The following is a 20,072-nucleotide window of genomic DNA, read 5'->3' on the forward strand; positions in this document are numbered from 1 at the left end:
GGCCGGAACAATTCCGGCTAAATTACTGTTCTCCGCTCGCGAGAGCCCGGTATGTTCATTTGGTCGCGATATTTTGCGACAGTCCGTCTTGAAAGCTTAACACCTTCTTTGCTTAGTATTTTTACGATTTGTTCGTCGGTGAGGGGTTTCTTCGTATTCTCCTCTTCAACTAGCTTTTTGATCCGCAGTTTCAGAATACGGGTCGATACCTCTTCACCGTCTTCGTTCATCATTCCTTCGCTGAAGAACCGGCGGAGCTCGATCACACCTTGCGGCGTGTGAGCATACTTTCGGTTGACGACCCTCGATATCGTCGAAAGATGCATTCCAATGTCTTCGGCAACGTCCTTTAACATCATCGGCCGAATATACTCAACGCCCTTGTCCAGAAACTCCTTTTGACGGTCAACGATACACTCAACAACCCGATATATGGTCTGACGCCGGTGTTCGATATTGCGTAGCAGGTCAACTGCTGAGCGGACCTTTTCCTTGATAAAATCCTTGGCTTCTTTTGACGTATCGTTCTGATCGAGGAGCTGATGATACGTCTGGCTTATCCGAAGCCGCGGACTGCCGTCATCGGTGAAGTAAATGAGGTATTCGTCGTCGATCTTCTCGATATAGACTTCCGGAGCGACAAATACCGCTTCGTCGCTGGAATATCGACGCCCGGGATACGGGTCCAGCACGCGGATCTTCTTGATCTCATCATCCAGTTCGTGCAGGTCCCGACCAGTGGCTTTTGCGAGGTGCTGGAGCCGATGCGGCTGCAGATCTTCAAGGTGTTCGCGAATGAGTTCTGCGGCCAGGCTTTGACCCTCTCCGTCGGCGTATAACTGCGCGTAAAGACATTCTTTAACGTCAAATGCACCACATCCGACCGGCTCGAGTGCGAGGACCTCCTGGCGAGCGGCCTCAGCGGTCTCGATCGTGCAGTCGGACATGGCCGCGATGTCATCCAGACTCGCTTTGAGACGTCCGTCCTCGTCCAAATTCCCAATGATGCTGATCGCCGCCCGCCTTACATCTTCGGGGATCTGAAGCATCCCGAGCTGCCATTCAAGATGCTCGCTTAAAGAAGGTGTGTGAGATAGAAACTGCTCAAAGCTCGGTGCGTCGTCTTTATATTCGATCTCCTGCGTCTTATATCCGGGATCGAGGTAATCTTGAAATTCCCTGCCATAATCGATCTCTTCGAACGAATCCGAGCGGTCGACGGCCGGGTCATCTCGCTGTTCAATATCAAGCGATCGAAGTTCATCGCTTCCGTTTTCGTTTTGAACATCGGGCAGATAAAACTCAGCGTTCTCGGCATCATCGGGGAATTCCTGTCCGGAGCGGACGATGTCGCTGATCGAAGATCCGTCAGAGAAGGAGTCGAAGCCCTCGGCATTCTGATCGAGTATGTTGTCAGAGATCTCCTGTACCTCATCGCCCGGCTGTACTTCTTCAAGTACAGGGTTCGCGACAAGCTCCTGTTCGATCAGCTCGTTCAATTCAAGCGATGTCATCTGCAGCATTTCGATCCGCTGTCGCAATTGCGGCGTGAGGACCATTTTTTGCTGCAATTGGGCAGATAGCCTTAACGTTGACATAGCTTAGAGAGGAGATCGATCACAGCCGGATAAAAGAACCGAGCCATACATTCGATAACCAAATTATACGTTTTATGCGAAAAAGAGGAAACCAGGCGGCTCACAATGTGAACCGTTCGCCTAAGTAAAGACGGCGGACGTCGGCGTCTTCAACGAGCTCTGTTGGGACACCGCTCTTGAGGAGCCTGCCCTCCGCCATTATGTATGCACGGTCAGTGATCCCGAGCGTTTCGCGAACGTTATGATCGGTGATCAGGATGCCGATGCCTTGCTGCTTGAGGTACGTGATTATATCGCGAATATCATCGATCGCCAGCGGATCGATCCCGGCGAACGGCTCGTCCAAAAGGATATACTTGGGCTCGGTCGCGAGACACCGTGCGATCTCGGTCCGCCGGCGCTCACCGCCCGAAAGCGCATCGCCGCGAGTCTTGCGGACATGCTCGAGGCCGAATTCTTCCAACAGTTCTTCGAGCCTTTCGAATCGGACGTGACGCGAGATCGGAAGCGTTTCCAACACGGCGAGAATATTCTGTTCGGTCGTGAGTTTTCGAAAGATCGAGGCCTCTTGCGGAAGATATCCGAGTCCGAGCCGTGCCCGAAGGTACATCGGCAAATGCGTAACATCTTTACCGTTCAAAATGATCCTTCCGTGCTCGGATCGCTCGAGCCCGACGATCATATAGAAGGTCGTTGTCTTTCCGGCGCCGTTAGCTCCCAATAGCCCGACTATCTCACCTTCTTGTACCGACAATCTAACATCATCCACAACAAGGCGTCGCCCGTAGGTCTTTCTCAAGCCATCAGCGATAAGAGCATTATCGGCGGGCCGACTGCCGTTGCCGTTCGCGGGAGAATTCTTTGGACTGATTTCCTGATCCACCTGATATCCGGTTCAATTGGTTTTGACTTTATAGACCGATCGCAGCCTTCCTGACGGATCGCGCTGAGAACCGCCGACGCCGATGACACGATTGTCTTTGACGAACATCGTAACTTCGGTTCCTTGCGTCGCCCCGGCCTTTGCATCATCGATGCGGGCGGGGTTGCCGCGGATCACGAATTTGTCATCCGCCGCTATGTACTGGGCAAAATCACCGGTCGCCTTTCGGCCGGGCTGATTGATAATGACGCTGCCTTCGAGATCTGTACGCGTGATCTCATTACTTTCATCCAGGAAAATATTCGCGATAGCACCGGTGATCCGATCGCTGCCCTGCCGAATGTCTACATTGCTCTCGTACCGCAGTAGACGCCCGTCTCGTTTATAAATGATCCTGTCGGAAGCGACATAGACCGGCGATTTAGCAGCCTTGGCATCTGCTGACGGTTTCGTATCATATAACAGACTCTGGACGGCCCCTTCACCAAAAAGTTCACCTTCGACCTGTTTGATCGTTAACGTGTTTGCTCGCACGTAGTTATCGTCCTGCCAGGCTCGGGCATTGCCTTTGTACACTGCGACCTCCGATCGATGATCGATCGACGCGTTCGCCGCTGTTATGAAAACCGGTTTTCCCGATTGTGAAAACGGCGTTGCACCTCTTGTCTGAGTTTGGCTGTAGTAAGTGGTACTGACGCCCCCTCTTAATTCTGATCTTTGATTCTTGGTGTCCCAATCGATCTCTTTTGCTTTTCCACGTGCACGCGAATCCCATGCCGTCGGATCATTTCCACGGAGTCTGAGCATTCCTTCCGATGCCGAGTATTCGAATCGTCCGGACGACGCAGTTCGGTCAAGCTCTGAGAACTTCGCCTTTCCAATTGCAGTCATTGACGAGACGTCGTTAGACCCCTGATCGAAAGCGGCGGCAAGACTGTCAGCCGTGATGATCTGATCGCCGACCCCAGGCCTGGCAACCGTAGGTTTTCGTAAGGCCCGGGCACTGACCGACGCAATGCATGATCGGACATTGTTCCCTGTCGGAAAGAACTCGCAATCAAAACGCGGCGCGTTGATGGTCGTAAGATAATTTCGCTCGCCGGCGGTATGCGGGGTCACGATCAACTCAGCACTGCCAACTGCAGACGCCGTCTTCATGTTTTTGCCGTCAGCCGCAAATTCGGTTTTGACGGTATCGGCGACAACCTTTTTGTCTGCGGAATCCACACCGTTATTCGGAGCGGTCAATACAATGGTAGTGCGCCCCTCCGTCAATATTTCGCCTAAAGATCCAGCCGACTTAAAGAACGCTTTTATCGAGCGTTGAGCCGACAACGTCAGCAAAGTGAATTGCCCCGCCGTAGTCGGACTCATCTTGACCGTCGACCCTCCGACACTCGATGCATTCTTTATCTGGCCGTTCGCTTCAAATTCGGCATTGACCTCATTGCCGCTGATCTCAAGTATCCGTTCCGGCTGCGTCTGTTTCAAATAAGCATTTTGTCGGACGACAGCGCTTTTTAAGCTGCCGCTTTTGCTCAACAGCGCATTTATTGTCTCGCCTTTGACGATCTCAGCACCCTGAACGATCTCGGCACCGCCGTTCAACGCAAGCTTGCCGGCGGTACGCTCGTAAACCGCGTTGTTTGCGCGGATGGTGGTCGGCTGCTCACCTTCGGCCGTTACGATGTTCACGTTCTCACTGAGGTCAAAGCGATCCGGGAGCCGATCGTATTTTGCATAACCGGAGGAGATCTTCGTCGTCTGGCTGCCAGTTTCGACCACAGTAATGCCAACGTCGCGGAATAGCTCGGCCGACAGCAGGTCGTGGGTCGAGGCCTCGATCTTTGTCAATCTGACGACCCCGTCAGCTGAAGTGATCTCGACCGTTTTTCGCCCGGCCGCTGACTGCTCGGTAGAGACGATATTTACCCCACCGTTCATCTTTATCGTCTCGCTGACCTGATCGTAAATGGCCGAGCCCGTCTTGATCTTTGTCGCCGAATTGCGTGCGACATCGGCGGGATCGGCGTTTATCTCAATGCTCACGTCCTTTGCGAGCGTGATGCTCTTGGCACCCGCGTTGACGCTCGCACCGATCGAGGTTCCCTTGATGCCGCCGCGTTCAAACTTCACGAATTCTTCTGCGGTCGCGGTTTCAGCGGCTCGCTCATATTTCAATTGTTCCGTGTTTACCTTTAGAGCATCGCGGGTTTCGATCGCAACATCGCCGGCGAAGAACGCGGTGAAATCCTTGTTATCTCCGGGTATGTATATCGCCTTTTGCGAAGTGATCTTTTCGGAGCCGATGCCCGTCGCATTGAAAACCTCTATCAATACCCCTTCAAGTTCCTGATGTTGATCTGAAAAGGTCGTAGCTTTATCGGCCTTGACGTAATAGCGCAGAATGTCGCCGTCGACCTCTTTGCGTTCGTATGCATCTACCGTGGCGACGACGTCTTTTGAAAGCGAAGCCGGAAGGCTTTTCATTCGAAACTCGGCACTACCGGTGTTGCGATAGAACGCGATGGCTATGACGACCACGATCACACCGACAAGAATGACCGCCGCTGAACGGAAATAAAGCGGCAGCCTGGCGCGAACCGAGTAATCCTTTTCTTTGCCGGGCGTTACCGATGTCATCCGTTCAATTATGTTCTCTGATGTCTTCCACGACAAGTTGGAGCCTGGTATTTCCCTGCCATTTATTGGCTTCAGGGGTGTAAGCGAGTTGGATGCGAGTTCCGGGTGTCAGCGTTCGCCCGATTGATCGCTCAACGCCATCCCACCAGACGGCTTCAAATCGCCTCCCCCCGCTGTCGATCAGATAGAGTTTGAGGTGTTTGTCCTTCATCACCGTTGGGTCGAACCTTATCTCGAGCCCATCGGTCAAAAAAATTGGCTTCGGGTTGCCTGCGCCGAACGGTTCAAGCTTCGCTATCTCGTCAAGAAGTTCCAAAGAAAGGCTTTGTGACGCGACCCTCGCATCGATCCGCAAAGCCGGCGTACGATCTTCGACCGAGATCGCATTCTCGGCGTAAACGTTCAATCGATCTCGAAGCTCGTCGATGTTCTCCGCGCTCATTTTCATTCCGGCCGCAGCGGCATGGCCGCCGTATTGATCGAACAGATCGCCGCAGGAGGACAATGCATCGAGAAGGTGAAAGTTCGGAATGCTTCGTGCACTCCCGTGAGCAATGCCGTTCTCGGTCGAAAGAACGATCGATGGCCGGTGAAGCCTTTCGGCGATCCGTGAGGCTGCAAGGCCGATCACACCGCGATGCCAGCCTTCGCCTGCAACGACGATGAATCCGAGGTTACCGTTGCTCTCTGATTGTTCGATCGCCTTCTCCGTTATCAATTGCTGAATTGTTTGGCGCTCGCGGTTCTTTTTGTCGAGGAGTTCGGCGATCTTTCTTGCCTCTCCAAACGACCCAGCCTCGAATAATTCGATAACATGATTTGCGACGTCCATTCGCCCTGCCGCATTGATCCGGGGAGCGATCCGAAATCCGATATCGTAGCTGGTCATGTCGGATCGGCATCCGGCCGCCTCCATCAAAGCACGAAGGCCGAAATTCGTCGTCGCGGTAATATCTCGAAGCCCGAGTGCCACGATGGATCGATTTTCGCCGCTCAGCCGCATTACGTCTGCGACCGTACCGATTGCAGCTATTTTTAAGAATGACCGGACCACCTCGTCACGGCCATGATCGCGCAGCAATGCCTGCGCCAGCTTGTACGCAACCCCGACGCCGGCGAGATCCTTGTCCGGATAAGGACAGCCCGGCTGATTGGGGTTGACCACGGCGACCGCCGGCGGATTGCCTCGTTCAGGGTCAGAAATGTGGTGGTCGGTCACTATCACGTCCAGGTCATTGTCCCGAGCCCATTCCAGCGGTTCAAAGCTGCGTATTCCGCAATCTACGGTGATCACCAGCGAGCAGCCGCGCTGCTTTGCCGCCGCCATTGCAGGGATGTTGAGTCCATATCCCTCTGTAAATCGATTTGGTACGTGATATTCGCTATCGAGTCCGAGGATCCTTAAGGCCTTTCGCAGCAGGACCGTTCCCGTTGTTCCATCGACGTCGTAATCGCCCCAGATCAAGATCTTCTCCCGGCTCGCGACCGCGGCCGTAAGACGCTCAAGCGCTGTGTCGATCCCCGCGAGCAGAGAAGGATCGCTTAAGTTGGATTCCGAGGGGTTGAGAAAGCTCTCGGCTGCGGCGACCGTATCGTACCCCCGGGCGATCAGAAGCGCAGCCGTAAGCGGCCGCACACCGATCAGGCCCGCGAGTTCCTCGGCAGCCCGATGGTCGTGTTTAGCGATCTCCCATCGTTTTTCGAGCATTCTTCGGTCAAATGTTGATCTGCGGGCTCAGCACACCCTGCCAAAGCAGAACGATGATAACCGTTCCGAGTATCAGGCGGTAGACAATGAAGATCAGTGTTGAATTCTTGCGCAGGAACGCGAGAAGGAACCAGATCGAAAGATAGCCGACAACGGCGGAAACGATCGTTGCGACGAAAAGCGGCATGAAGCTGTTCTCGGGCAGGATGTTCCATGCCTCGCGCAATTGAAGCAGGCCCGCGGCCGTGATCGCCGGGACAGAAAGCAGAAACGAGAAGCGCGCGGCTGTTTCGCGTGTTTGGCCTGCGAACAAACCGCCCATTATCGTGGATCCCGACCGGCTAGCACCGGGCATCAATGCCAGAACTTGGGCGAAACCGACGACCAACGCGTCAAAAGCGCCAAGCCTTTTCAGTTCTTTTCGTTGGCTTCCTACAAGTTCCGCGATTCCAAGCAAAATTGCGATCCCGATCAGCATGAACGATATGGTCCATAGATTTTTGGTATCGGGCCCCTCAATGTACTCCTTGAACCAGAACCCGACAATCCCGATCGGGATCGATCCGATTATTATCAGCCAGCCAAGCCACGCCTCTTCCGATAGCCAGATCGGCCTAACGCCGCCTGTTCCGGAGTGTCGAACGGGACGCTTTCGGGTCAACACGCCCCAGTGGTCGCGGATGAACGCATTTGCAATTCCGAGAATGTCACCGGCGAAATAAACAAGTACCGCGGCGATCGTACCCAGTTGGATGACCGCCATGGTCGCAGTGATTTGTTCGGGATTCCCGTTATAAAGATCGATCCAGCGACTAGCAAATACCAAATGAGCGGTCGAACTTATAGGAATGAATTCGGTAAGGCCCTGGACGATTCCTAGAATTACAGCCTGAAGATATGTCATAAACGCCGCGCTTTGTGGGCGAAAAAGGGCAAGAATGGGGAAACTGCGGAGATTATACCGCTTTCGAGCGAACGAATCTATTCACGGTATCGTGCTCTACCCGCGATGCGGTCATACAGCCAGGCGGGCATGAGCTTACCGGCTCTGACGATCGTGGCAAGCTGCCATGGAAACGCGGCGAACTTCTTCTTTTTCTCGATCGCCCTGATGAAATTCGGGATCGCATCGTCGAGTTCCATCAGGAACGGCATTTTGTTCGCTCGTCCGGACGTCAAAGGAGTGCGGATAAATCCGGGCTGAATGATCGTAACATCGACGCCGGTGTGCCTGAGATCGAGCCTGACACTTTCAAAAAACGCTGTCATACCGGCTTTGCTTGCCGAATATGCGGCCGACTTGGGCAAACCTCGAAATCCTGCAAGGCTGGAGATCGCTACGACCTGGCCATATCCGCGTTCGACCATTTTCGGCACGACGGCGTGGACTGCATTGACCGCTCCCATCAGATTGGTATCGATCACCTTTTTGACCGCAATCGGTTTGTACGACCGTGTCTCATCGTCATTGCCGCCAATACCGGCGTTGGCGATCAAAACGTCAATGTGTCCGAATTCGGAACGCATTTCATCCGCCGCATCGTAAACGGCAACTTCATCGGTAACATCGAGCGCGTACGATCGTGCCTGGCCGCCCGCAGCCCGGCATCGGTCAGCAAGATCGTCCAACATCTCCCTCCGCCTTGCAACGAGCCCTACAATTGCTCCTCGTGTCGCAAGCGCAAGAGCAAGTGCCTCGCCGATGCCGCTAGAAGCACCGGTTAAGAAGATCACCTTGCCATTCCAATTCATTCGCGTAACTCTAACACAATCTGAACCAAGGTTCGAAAAGTGAAACGGTTCCGAATCGGATATCGATTCTGGGTAATCGATCGAATGATAAACACATTTCGCAGCAATATCAGCGCCGTCTAGCGTTGTAAAAACGAAACCCCGCCGATCGATAACATCGGCAGGGTTCAAATCATTGGTCTGACAAAAAGGTGATCCTATTGGGGAGCACAGACCTCTCATGTCAAAAAGTTCGCGAGACCTCTCGCGGTCTAACCTCGTCGGCCTCTGTACCAAAAGCCGCCGCCACCCAAAAGAAGTACCAGTACAACTATAACGATTAAGAGTGTTGTTGAGTTCATTGATCTAGTTCTCCGCCGACCGAGTTACGGCCGGTTTTGGTTGTTCGCGTTCACCATCGAATTTGATCGATTCATGCCGTTGACGGGACTTGCGGAATTCGCTGCAGATGAATCCGTGCGACCCGCATTTGTCGTCATCGGGGAAGAATTTGAATTGTTCACCAAATAGGCATTGTTCGAGTTTGAACCCCGAGTGTTCGCATTATTTGCGGTGGATGTACATCCTGTCATTACGCACATGGCGAGTGACAAGATGATCGCAGTTGTCTTGCTTTTCATAAAATTTTCGTTTCTTACGTCTCAGTTATTTCTGTCGAGGAATCGCTTTGGAGTTTGAAGGAGAAAGGAAGACCTTTTCTTCGCGACAACCTCTTGAGAATACCCGGGACGCGGCTAACTCTCGCTGCGTCCCGGGTATGAGCAAATACTGTCTATCTGTAGATATGCTGCCCGTTATGCTTGGTCTTCCATTCGCTTTCAAAGAACTCTGCATCTTCAGGCGACTTCGGCGTTACGCCGAGAACAGTTCCACCGTTACCAATACCAGTCTCATAAAGCTTTGCCCGGTCTTCCGGAATCCCCCAACCAACAAGGGCTCCAACCAACCCGCCCGTTATACCGCCCGCACCTGCTCCCGCAAGCGCGGCCGCAAGTGGGCCCCAAACGATCAGGCCGAGGCCTGGCAAGATCAGGTTTGTGCCGATCGCGGCCACTCCGCCTATGATGGCTCCAAGTGTTCCGCCAATTGCGCTTCCAATTCCAGTTCCCTCGGCGGCCTTGCTGCCGAGTTCAGATTCTGTATCATTCTTGTAATACTCGTCGCGCGTCGAATCAGACATTATTACATTGATCTCGTCGTCGGAGTAACCCCGATCGCGAAGCGACCTGTAAGCGTTCTCGGTGCTGTCTTTGTCGGTAAACATACCGGTTAGCATTCCGTCCTCGGTTTTTCGACTTGTGGCTTGATTTTCCATATTATTTCCCCTTTATTAAGTGCTTCAAAATGAGTGTGGGCACGATTCTGACCTAATGTGAATCAGGGTATAAATTGATATTAGGTTGCGTGTCAGCGCGGGTCTGTGTGTTCTCACACATACACGAAAATGGCGAAAAGAAATGCGCGAGATTTCAGTTAGAGAGGTGTCGGAAATAGCTCTTTGTAATGAACACAAAGTGCATTCCGATCGCATGAGCCGCCGTGCGGGCCATACAGATCAGCAAAGCTCTTTGACGTGTGGGCCGAGCGCCTTAAGGGCTGCTGCCAAATGCATCTGCTTGATCAGAAGATGGTCACGAGAAAACGCCGATAGCGGCAATATCGGAATTTCAGCAGCCGCAAGTATTCGCGATACTTCAGCGATGAACCCGATCACATCGAAATCCATGACAGTATCGAACGTCAACAAACGATACCCGGTTTCGATCTTCGCGTCTTCCAGCCCTGGCCTCATTTTGGCGAGATCGATCTCATCCAGCACCATTGTCACTTCATACTTGTCCATGAAGACCATGAAAGGAGCAGTCATCCGCGGACTACGGTCCGGTTCCGAAACGAGGCGGTGCCACGTGTCGAAACTGACAGAAACGATCGCAAACGATTCGGGGGCGATCTCAACCGATGTCCTGAGCAGTATGTCTATCGCACTTTCCATCAATAGACCTTCTTGTATCGCTTGCGAAGCATTAGATAAATGAGGGCACCGAGAATGCTGCCGATGAAGACTACAATGATCCATAGGATCTTGTCGTTTGATGCTCGAAAGTCGCTTCTCAAAACGTCAAGAACTGCGTAGAGCCAAATGCAGAAAAGAACTATGAAGATCAGGAAGGCAAACAAGTACGGAAGTGAGTCCATCGGGCAACTAGACCTCGACTATTGTGGTAACGATAACGGGCTTGGTCCCGAGCTCTTTTTGAACAAATCGCTTCAAATGGATCCGCAGGTTTTCCTTAAATACCGTCTTGTCGGCGATCTGGTCACGTTTCATTTCACCTACCGCATCGGCGATCGCACGGCGGGCATCCGACGTGAATCCGTTGGTCAGATCGAGACCGGCGACGCCGTTGAATGATATCTGCGGTTCACCGACCAGTTCATGCGTCGACCGGTTGACCGTAACGACGAGCGAAACCGCTCCGCCATAAGCCAACTTCTTTCGCTCGCGGACAACATCGTATTCGATCTCGCCTAGTGACTCTTCGTCAATAAAGGTCTTATGAAGCTCGTGATTTGCGATGACTCTCGCGCCATATTCATCGAGTTCGAGGACATCCCCGTTCTCGATGAGGACAATATTCTCATCCGTATAGCCCGGGATGTGGTTTTTTACGAACTCCTTGTGGCGAAACAGCATTCGATACTCGCCATGGATAGGAATCACATAGCGTGGGCGTGCCGCCTCCACCATGATCCTGATATCTTCCTGAGATGCGTGGCCTGATACATGAACGAGCCTTCTGCGTTCTTCGATTATGTTGGCACCGCGTTTATAGAGATGTCCTATCAGGCGGCTGATACTCTTCTCGTTACCTGGGATTATCCTTGCTGAGAGCACGACCGTATCACCTTTTTCGATCTGCATCCCCTTGTAGGTTGACGTAGCGATATTCCACAATGCGGCACGCGTCTCTCCCTGTGAGCCGGTGACCAGATAACATATCTCGTCGTCATCGAGCGCGCGGGCGTCGCTAAGATCGATCTTCGTTCCATGACCGATCTTCAAAAGCCCCTGTTCTTCGGCGATCTCGACGTTCTTCATCATCGATCGCCCAAGAACACAGACCTTTCGGCCGTACTCATGGGCAACGTCAAAGACGATCTGGAGTCGGTGAAGCGATGACGAGAAGGTCGCGACGAACAGCCGGCCTTCGGTCTCCTCAAAAATCTCACGAAACGCCGGGATCACGGCCTGTTCAGACGGTGTGCGGCCAGGAACGGTGGCATTTGTAGAATCTCCGAGAAGCGCGAGCACACCTTCGTCGCCGATGCGATTCAGCGTCTTTAGATCATACGGCCGGCCAATGACCGGCGTATCGTCGATCTTGTAGTCGCCGGTATGGATTATCGTGCCGATCGGCGTCGTTATCGCAAGCGAAAAGCAATCAACCAAAGAATGCGATGCATGGATGAACTCGATCTGAAAGTTGCCCACCTCGATCTTATCGCCTGCAGTGACGCGATGAAGCAAAACATCGTCGAGCATTTTGAACTCCTCGAGCCGCTTTTCGGCGAGGGCATGCGTGAACCGCGATGCATAGACCGGAAGGTTGAACTTGCGAAGGATATAGGCAAGCGCCCCGATATGGTCTTCGTGGCCATGAGTGAGTATCAATGCCGTCAGGTCGTCGCGATACTCTTCAAGGAAATCGAAATTCGGGATCGAAATATCGACACCGAAAGGGGTCTCTTCCGGGAAACCCATTCCGGCGTCAACGACGATCATCTCGTCGCCATAACGTATACCCATGCAGTTCATTCCGAACTCGCCGATACCGCCGAGCGGAATTATTTCGATTTTAGACAAGCTGTTTGTGCCTCGTTCCCTTTGAATATCAAACGAAAATGATATCACATCTGTCCGTCCGCCCTGCTCATCCGTATCGGCCGGTCGACGGCCGACGTTGGTCACCGGCAATCAGAAAATGTGAAATCTCTCCAATTCTGTAATAAAATCGACCAAATTCGCGGTAGCTGCGTCATATTGAGAGTTTTCTGAGACGGCTTCTGCTTCCTTATGTCCACCTTTGTGCGTCGATCCATCATCGTTAAATCAGCGGTCATCCTTATTTTTTCGATCGCGGCGTCGATACATGTCTCTGTCAATGTCGCTCGGGTCGTTGATGCTCAAACCGGTTCGGGTTCATTGAATGCACCTTCTAATGTCAGCGCAACCGATAATGTTTATGCGTCAAAGATCGGCGTTGAATGGAGTACGGTAAGAGGCGCAGCCGTATACCGTATTTTCCGGAATACGGTAAATGATCTCTCAACGGCAACTGAGATCGGCTCGACCCCGGCAAACTCCTTCTTTGATAGCGACGCCGTTGCCGGCCAGACCTTCTTCTACTGGGTGAGGTCTGAAAACGGAGCTCTGATCGGAGGTACCAGTGCATCGACGCAGGGGATTCGTGCGATCGGCAGCCCGCAGGGGCCGGTTCCGCCGCAGGAGCCGCCGCCGATGCCGCCGGCAAATCAGGTCACGGCAGCAAAGATCGAACTCGGCAAAGCCTTGTTCTGGGACGAGCAGCTTTCGTCCACACGAACGGTCTCGTGCGGAACGTGTCATATTACTTCAAGGGGTGGTTCTGACCCGCGGACGCTGGCAGCGAATTTGGCGTCGAGGAATCCGGGCCCGGACGGGGTTTTCAATAATGCCGACGACATCCTTGCATCTCCCGGCGTGCCGATCACGAGGCCCGACGGAACGTTCCAGTGGTCTTCGATCTATGGAATCGACGAACAGGTTACGGCCAGGAAAGCGAATTCGACCATAAATGCCGCGTATTCTCCGACACTTTTTTGGGACGGACGCGCGACACCGACGTTTCGTGATCCGCTAACGAATATTATCGTCATCAACGCCGGCGGGGCCCTCGAAAGCCAGTCGATCGAACCTCCGACAAGCGGTGTCGAAATGGGACATACGGGCCGCGATTGGGTAAATGTCGCAGAGCGTATTTCTGGATCAAAGCCCCTGGTTCTTTCGCCGCAGGTGCCCGCCGATCTGAACGAATGGATCGGCGGCCGCAGCTACCCGGATCTATTTCTTGAGGCGTTCGGATCGCCCGGCGTCACGCCGGTTCGCATTGCTATGGCCATCGCGACCTACCAACGCACCTTATTTTCCGATCAGACCCCGTTCGATCGGGCCGCTGGCGGAATTCAACCGCTGACAGCTCAGGAACAGCGAGGACGCGGTGTATTCAATCAGGTGAGCTGCAATGTCTGCCACGCCGGAACGAATTTTACCAACAACGCTTTCATAAATATCGGGATCCGGCCGCAAAACGAAGATACTGGGCGCTTTCAAGTAACGGGGAATCCGCTGAATATCGCCGAGTTTCGAGTGCCGAGCCTCAGAAATGTTGAATTACGCGCGCCTTATATGCATAACGGTCGTTTCGAGACCCTCGAACAGGTTGTCGACTTTTATGACCGCGGCGGCGATTTTCCAAATGCGCCGAACTTCCCCTCGAACCTGGTTCAACCGCGAAACCTTACGGCCGGGCAGAAGGCCGACCTCGTCGCATTCCTGAAAAGGCCGTTAACTGACACACGGGTCGCGAACGAAACGGGAAAGTTCGCTCGGCCCGCCCTGTACACCGAATCTGACCGGGTACCAACGATCAGCGGAACCGGAACCGTCGGGACAGATGCTCTGGTGCCTGAGATTCACGCGATCTCACCGCCGCTTTTGGGCAACCCCAACTTTATTGTCTCTCTATCGAATGCTCTGCCAGGCTCGGAAGCGACACTGGTCATCAGCGGCTCGGATCCCGGAAATTCGGGCACGGTTCCCCCGTACGGAACGTTTTCGCGCGTCACCGCTCCATTGGAAACAGCATCGAACGGACGCGGTTATGCTTCAGTTAACATTCCGCTTCCTTCGACGCGCGCGCTTGCTGGCCGAACCTTTTACGGCAGGTGGTACGTCCCTGATCCGGCAGCCCAAAATGGATTGGCTGTCTCACGGTTGTTGACCTTCAAACTTTTTGGTGATTCGAGCTCCGTGGTTGTGCCGCAATACGTCGATTTCGACGGCGACCGCAAGACCGATATTTCGGTATATCGCCCTATCGAGGGAAACTGGTATGTTTTTCGCAGTTCCGATAATTCGGTGAGCATTGTCAACTTCGGACTTCCGACCGACCGCCTTACTCCGGGCGATTTTGATGGCGACGGCCGAACCGATCACGCAGTTTTTCGTGACGGAATCTGGTATCTACTTCGCTCAACGGCGGGCTTCGCGGCTTTGCAATTCGGGCTTGCGGGCGATATTCCGCAGCCCGGCGATTATGACGGCGACGGAAGCTCCGATCTCGCTGTCTTTCGGCCGAACGACCGAACGTGGTACATCCTGGGCAGTAGGGACGGGTTTAGAGCGGCTCAATTTGGGCTGCCTGCCGACAAAGCCGTTGCTGCGGATTATGACGGTGACGGGCGCTTTGACCTCGCGGTCTACCGCGATGGAGTTTGGTACGTTCAGCGAAGCCAGGACGGATTCATGGCGATACAGTTCGGCCTGCCAGACGATAAACCAGTGATTGGTGATTATGACGGTGACGGCCGCTCAGACATCGCGGTATGGCGGCCCGGAAATGGTGTCTGGCATCTATTGAAGAGCTCGGATCGATCGTATTCGTCGGTGCAATTCGGATTGAGTAACGATACGCCTTCGCCCGGGGATTACGACGGCGATGGGATATCGGATCTCGGCATCTATCGTCCTGACGTCGGAACATGGTTTGTTTATTCTTACGGCACGGGAAGCGTTAGGATACAGCAGTTTGGCGTAAGTTCTGACCTTTCGGTACCAGCATCGAACGTCCCGTGAAACCGAGACCTGCCCTATCGCATTTGGTGTTTCTCAAATGCGTTTGAAAGCCTGATCCATTCTTCGAGCGAAAGTGTCTCGGCTCGGCGGCCGGATTCGATCTGCGCGGTCTCCAATAATGTAGATGCCTCCTTTGAATACAACTTCAGGTTGTTGAGGATCGTTTTTCGCTTCTGCACGAAGCCCGCCGATACGATCGTTCGAAACAAATGTTCGTTTACATCAATTGAACTTTTGGGGATCAGGCGAATCACTGAACTCCAAACCTTCGGCATTGGTTCGAATGCCGTTGGCGGCACGTCAAACAGGTGCTCTACTTCGAACGCGGCTTCAACGAGTACGGTCATAAAGCCTCGAGCCGATGAGCCCGGCTCTGCCGCGATCCGTTCGGCAACTTCACGTTGAAACATCAATACCAATCGGGAAAACGCCGGACGCTGATCGGCAAGCACCTGAAGGATCGGTGTAGAGATATAGTATGGAAGGTTAGCAACCAGCTTGGCCGGGGAAGCCGTATTCCCGTGCCACACTTCACCGTATTTCACGGTGAGAGCGTCCTGCTCAAGTATCTGTACCGCACTATTTCCCGCGTATCGTTCTCTTAAAGGCCCTATCAGATCACGGTCCAATTCGATCGCCGCTACCGTTGCATTGGAATCGACAAGGCGATCCGTGAGCGCTCCGCGGCCTGGGCCGATCTCGATGACGCGATCGCCGGCGTCAATATCGAGAGCATCCACGATCCGTTCGATGATCGTCTCGTCAACCAAAAAGTTCTGTCCCAGACTCTTTTTGGCCCGCTTCGCTGTATGTTTCGAGCCCTTCATCTGATCCGCAGCCGCAACCCATTTACAAAAACAAATCTTGATTTTCCCGTAAATATAAACTATACAGGGAGAGTTGTCTTTTTCGCGTCACTTTCGTTTTTGTCCGTCACGTACTTTGCCCCGGAGTCCGAGTATGCGCAAAATTCTTCGCTCGCTGCCTGCAGTAATCACTGCGCTTGCCATTACCGTCAACATTTCTGGTCAGGCCGATCCCGACCCTAATTCTCCTGCCCCAATGGTCATCGCGATCAAATCGAATGGTCGATCGGCTGGACGCGAGATCGTTGACCGGCGTCAAACGACCCGCGTTGAGCCGGGTTCGACGATGACCCTCATTTTGAACGGGTTGGAATTGATGCCGTTCGAGGGACAGAACTCGTTCCGGGTGTTCTTGCGGCAAAAAAGCGGCAAAACGTTCGAACTCCAAAACACCGATCTCTCCAGTTACGACAAAGATACTTTGGCGCTTAGCGTTCGTATTTTCGATCGGCACGGCTTTCGCGGTCAGCCGTCTGCGGACGGCGAATCGTTGGTCTATCTGACTTGGCGTGGATTGATGAGCAACGTCGTAAAGATCAATGTTGGTAAAGGCGATCGCCCGATCGATCTTCCGAACGACCTTGCGTATGCGTCCCAATTTTCGAATGTGTCGGAAGCCGCTGGCGGCTATCGGTGGTCCGGCGACCGAAAGCGCTTTCTTGAACAGGCGACGTTCGGGCCGTCGTCACTGCTTGACTCGCGTTTGCGCCGGATCGGCTTACGGACCTGGCTGGCCGAGCAGTTCGAAGCACCTTATCCGTCATCGCCGTACCCGAATATAACGCAGATGCCGACGACGCCTCCGAGCAATTGCACAGCCGCGTCACACCCCGCGTGTTACCGAGAACATTACACGATGATGCCCCTGCAGAAGTGGTTTTTCCTCGAAGCAATGTACGGCGAGGCGCAGCTGCGGCATCGTGTAGCATGGGCGTTGAGTCAGATATGGGTCACGTCCGGTGTCGGCGTTCAACAGGCAAGCCACCAGATCGCCTACTACAAAATGCTCGGCGACAATGCCTTCGGAAATTACCGATCTCTGATGGAAGCCGCAACCTTGAATCCGGCGATGGGCCACTATCTCGATATGGCCCGCAGTACAAGAACGAATCCCAACGAAAACTATCCGCGCGAGATCCTACAGTTGTTTTCGATCGGATTGTACAAGCTAAACCTCGATGGCACCGTTCAGCTCGACAATAATGGCAACCCGATAGAGACCTACGATCAGGATGACGTTAACAACTTTACGAAAGTCTTCACGGGTTGGACATTCTGCAACATCACCTGTGAGAATTCGCGACCCGGCATCGTCAATTACAAGGATCCGATGATCGTCGTTCCGGGGAATCACGATCTGACGGCGAAGACCCTTCTCGATTATCCAGGCGCACCTGTCACCTCGATCAGCGAATGTACTGACTGCACAACCCCCGAGCAAACGAGGCTTTATGCTGAAAACTCGTTAAGAGCGGCGTTGGACAATATATTTCATCATCCGAATGTCGGACCCTTTATTGGAAAGCTTCTTATCCAGCACCTCGTGACAAGCGATCCGTCACCTGCTTATATCGAACGGGTCGCGATGAAATTCAACGATAACGGCAATGGCGTCCGAGGTGACATGCCCACGGTGATCAGGTCAATATTGCTCGATCCTGAGGCTCGCGGCGATATGAAGACAGCTCCGCGCTATGGCAAGCTTCGCGAACCTGTCCAATTGATCACAAATCTCGGCCGCATCTTTCCGGCCCGGGACTTTAGCGGCGAGAATATCAGCGACGGAGCATTGGCAAGCCATGCCGCAAAGCTCGGGCAGCACCCGTTTTATTCACCGACGGTATTCAATTACTTCGCGCCTGATTACGTGATACCGGGGACCACGATCCTTGCTCCTGAGTTCGAGATACTGAACACCGGTCGAGCCGTCGCTCGTACAAATTTCCTTCATACGTTCGTTTTTGAGGGACTCACTGCGAATGCGACCGATTCTCTTCGCGGAACGTCGCTCGATATCAGCGAGTATCTGCCGTTCTCGCAGGACGATGCCAGCGGATCACTTTTGCTCGACATCCTTAACCGAAAGATGCTCCACAGTGCGATCTCTGATGGACACCGAAGCGCGATACTCAACGCCATTCAGGCTGTTCCCGAAACCAATCACCCTTTGCGGGTCAGAACCGCAATCTACCTTATCGCTGCCTCATCGCAGTACCAGATCCAGAGGTGAACGTTATGAATGAATCACGACGCAAGTTCCTTCGAGGCACCGCCTGTGGATTGTCGATGGCGACCCTCGCGATGCGGCCCGACTATTTTGGCCTGATCAACACCTACGCACAGGCAAAAGGATCGCGGCCAGGCTCGGTCGTCCCAACGGACTACCGGGCCTTGGTCTGCATCTACCTCAACGGCGGGAACGACGGGAATAATATGGTCGTGCCGATACACAATGACGCAGGCGTCAGCAACTATTCGGCATACAGCGCCGCACGCGGCTCTCAAGGGCTGGCGCTGAGTCAGAGCACTTTGCTGCCGATGTCGGTCCCACGGATCGGCGGATTGCAGTATGGTCTGCATCCGGCTCTCGGAACCGTCAATGGCGGGGTCAATCCGGGCATCCATCCGCTCTATGGTACCGGACGGCTTGCCGTGGTCACGAACGTCGGCACACTTGTCCAACCGCTTACGCGGCAGCAGTATATCGACGGTTTGCCGCGGCCAAGACAGCTTTTCTCTCATTCCGATCAAACAAATCAGCACCACAACGCCAGCGCGGATATCGTGATGCTCTCGGGCTGGGGTGGCCGCATTTCGGACCGAGTAACGATCCCCGCCAATCCCAATCGGCTTATACCGACGGTCAGTTCGCTCGCGGGCACGCGGCTTTTTACGGTTGGTGAAGACACCCAACCGCTTTCTCTTGCGCCCGCCCCGACGCCGCTCAGCACCGTCCTTTCGCTCACAGGCTACAATGGAACGCCGATCGCAAATGCCCGGCTCGCGGCGCTGAACGCCGGTAATCTATTGACCGAAGGGAGTGATATCATCGCCGCCTCGAACGAGATACATCGCGAGGCGATAAGAATAAGCCAAAGTCTGAACAACGGTTCAGAGGTGACAGCCGTCTTCCCGAACACAGATTTTGGAAATCAATTGAAGCAGATCGCCAGGCTGATAAAGTCGAGAACGACCGTTGGGGTAAACCGTCAGATCTTCTATTGCTCAATGGATGGTTATGACACCCATTCGGGACAGTTGGGAGCGCAGAACGCATTGTTCATCCAATTAAGCCAGGCGATGCGTGCCTTTTATGATGAAATGACGGCTCAGGGAATTGCTGACAAGGTGACGCAGTTCACGCTTACGGACTTCAACCGAACATTCAACCCCGCCTCATCAGGAAGCAACGTTGGCAGCGACCACGCTTGGGGCAATCATGCATTCGTTCTCGGCGGTGCGGTCAATGGCGGCGACTTCTACGGAAATAACACAAGCAACGGAACGCCATTTCCAACGCTTGTTCAGAATGGCCCGGACGACGCTGACACGAATTCGGCCGCGCGGGGCCGCTGGATACCGACGACGTCGGTCGAGCAATATGCCGCGACGCTGGCTCGCTGGTTCGGCCTGGAGCCAGGCGACATGGACTACGTGTTCCCGAACCTGCAGAACTTTACCACGACCGACCTCGGCTTCATGCAGTCGAGCTGATATTGATCAGAGT

14 protein-coding genes are annotated in these 20,072 nt (G+C 53.7%); 3 read left to right on the forward strand and 11 right to left on the reverse strand.

Annotation, left to right across the window (positions count from 1 at the left end; translation table 11 throughout):
* Window positions 1-17 precede the first annotated feature (17 nt).
* The 10 genes from rpoN to IPM28_03655 all read right to left on the reverse strand — a co-directional run bounded on the left by rpoN (window position 18) and on the right by IPM28_03655 (window position 12,449).
* Entirely contained in the window at window positions 18-1,598 is a 1,581-nt protein-coding gene (gene rpoN, locus IPM28_03610) for an RNA polymerase factor sigma-54 (GenBank protein ID MBK9172079.1), read from the reverse strand.
* 100 nt (window positions 1,599-1,698) lie between these two features.
* Window positions 1,699-2,469, reverse strand: coding sequence for an LPS export ABC transporter ATP-binding protein (lptB, locus tag IPM28_03615; GenBank protein MBK9172080.1), 771 nt, complete (start codon window positions 2,467-2,469; stop codon window positions 1,699-1,701).
* Window positions 2,470-2,493: 24 nt separating this feature from the next.
* A complete protein-coding gene (lptC, locus tag IPM28_03620) occupies window positions 2,494-5,124 on the reverse strand; it encodes an LPS export ABC transporter periplasmic protein LptC (protein ID MBK9172081.1) in 2,631 nt (876 codons plus the stop codon).
* A gap of 4 nt (window positions 5,125-5,128) precedes the next feature.
* Entirely contained in the window at window positions 5,129-6,832 is a 1,704-nt protein-coding gene (recJ, locus tag IPM28_03625) for a single-stranded-DNA-specific exonuclease RecJ (GenBank protein ID MBK9172082.1), read from the reverse strand.
* Between the two features lie 7 nt (window positions 6,833-6,839).
* On the reverse strand, window positions 6,840-7,736 hold the full coding sequence (uppP, locus tag IPM28_03630) for an undecaprenyl-diphosphatase UppP (protein MBK9172083.1): 897 nt from the start codon (window positions 7,734-7,736) through the stop codon (window positions 6,840-6,842).
* Window positions 7,737-7,813: 77 nt separating this feature from the next.
* Entirely contained in the window at window positions 7,814-8,584 is a 771-nt protein-coding gene (locus tag IPM28_03635) for an SDR family NAD(P)-dependent oxidoreductase (GenBank protein MBK9172084.1), read from the reverse strand.
* A gap of 772 nt (window positions 8,585-9,356) precedes the next feature.
* The gene (locus IPM28_03640) at window positions 9,357-9,899 is read right to left on the reverse strand and encodes a hypothetical protein (GenBank protein MBK9172085.1); all 543 of its coding nucleotides are present in this window, start codon (window positions 9,897-9,899) and stop codon (window positions 9,357-9,359) included.
* A 240-nt stretch (window positions 9,900-10,139) separates the two neighbouring features.
* Entirely contained in the window at window positions 10,140-10,577 is a 438-nt protein-coding gene (locus IPM28_03645; protein ID MBK9172086.1) for an ACT domain-containing protein, read from the reverse strand.
* Window positions 10,577-10,780 (reverse strand): PLDc N-terminal domain-containing protein, encoded by a 204-nt coding sequence (locus IPM28_03650; GenBank protein ID MBK9172087.1) that lies wholly within the window; start codon window positions 10,778-10,780, stop codon window positions 10,577-10,579. Before IPM28_03650 ends, IPM28_03645 begins: the two co-directional genes overlap by 1 nt.
* A gap of 7 nt (window positions 10,781-10,787) precedes the next feature.
* The gene (locus tag IPM28_03655) at window positions 10,788-12,449 is read right to left on the reverse strand and encodes a ribonuclease J (GenBank protein ID MBK9172088.1); all 1,662 of its coding nucleotides are present in this window, start codon (window positions 12,447-12,449) and stop codon (window positions 10,788-10,790) included.
* A gap of 210 nt (window positions 12,450-12,659) precedes the next feature.
* Between IPM28_03655 and IPM28_03660 the strand changes: the two genes are divergently transcribed.
* Window positions 12,660-15,479 (forward strand): hypothetical protein, encoded by a 2,820-nt coding sequence (locus IPM28_03660; GenBank protein ID MBK9172089.1) that lies wholly within the window; start codon window positions 12,660-12,662, stop codon window positions 15,477-15,479.
* A gap of 14 nt (window positions 15,480-15,493) precedes the next feature.
* Here IPM28_03660 and rsmA read toward each other — a convergent pair whose 3' ends face one another.
* Window positions 15,494-16,306, reverse strand: a complete 813-nt coding sequence (gene rsmA / locus IPM28_03665) for a ribosomal RNA small subunit methyltransferase A (GenBank protein MBK9172090.1) — start codon at window positions 16,304-16,306, stop codon at window positions 15,494-15,496.
* A gap of 133 nt (window positions 16,307-16,439) precedes the next feature.
* Between rsmA and IPM28_03670 the strand changes: the two genes are divergently transcribed.
* On the forward strand, window positions 16,440-18,575 hold the full coding sequence (locus IPM28_03670) for a DUF1800 domain-containing protein (GenBank protein MBK9172091.1): 2,136 nt from the start codon (window positions 16,440-16,442) through the stop codon (window positions 18,573-18,575).
* 5 nt (window positions 18,576-18,580) lie between these two features.
* Window positions 18,581-20,059 (forward strand): DUF1501 domain-containing protein, encoded by a 1,479-nt coding sequence (locus IPM28_03675; GenBank protein MBK9172092.1) that lies wholly within the window; start codon window positions 18,581-18,583, stop codon window positions 20,057-20,059.
* The last annotated feature ends 13 nt before the right edge of the window (window positions 20,060-20,072 follow it).

Origin of the sequence: Chloracidobacterium sp. (genome assembly GCA_016716305.1) — a bacterium.
Classification (GTDB): Bacteria; Acidobacteriota; Blastocatellia; order Pyrinomonadales; family Pyrinomonadaceae; genus OLB17.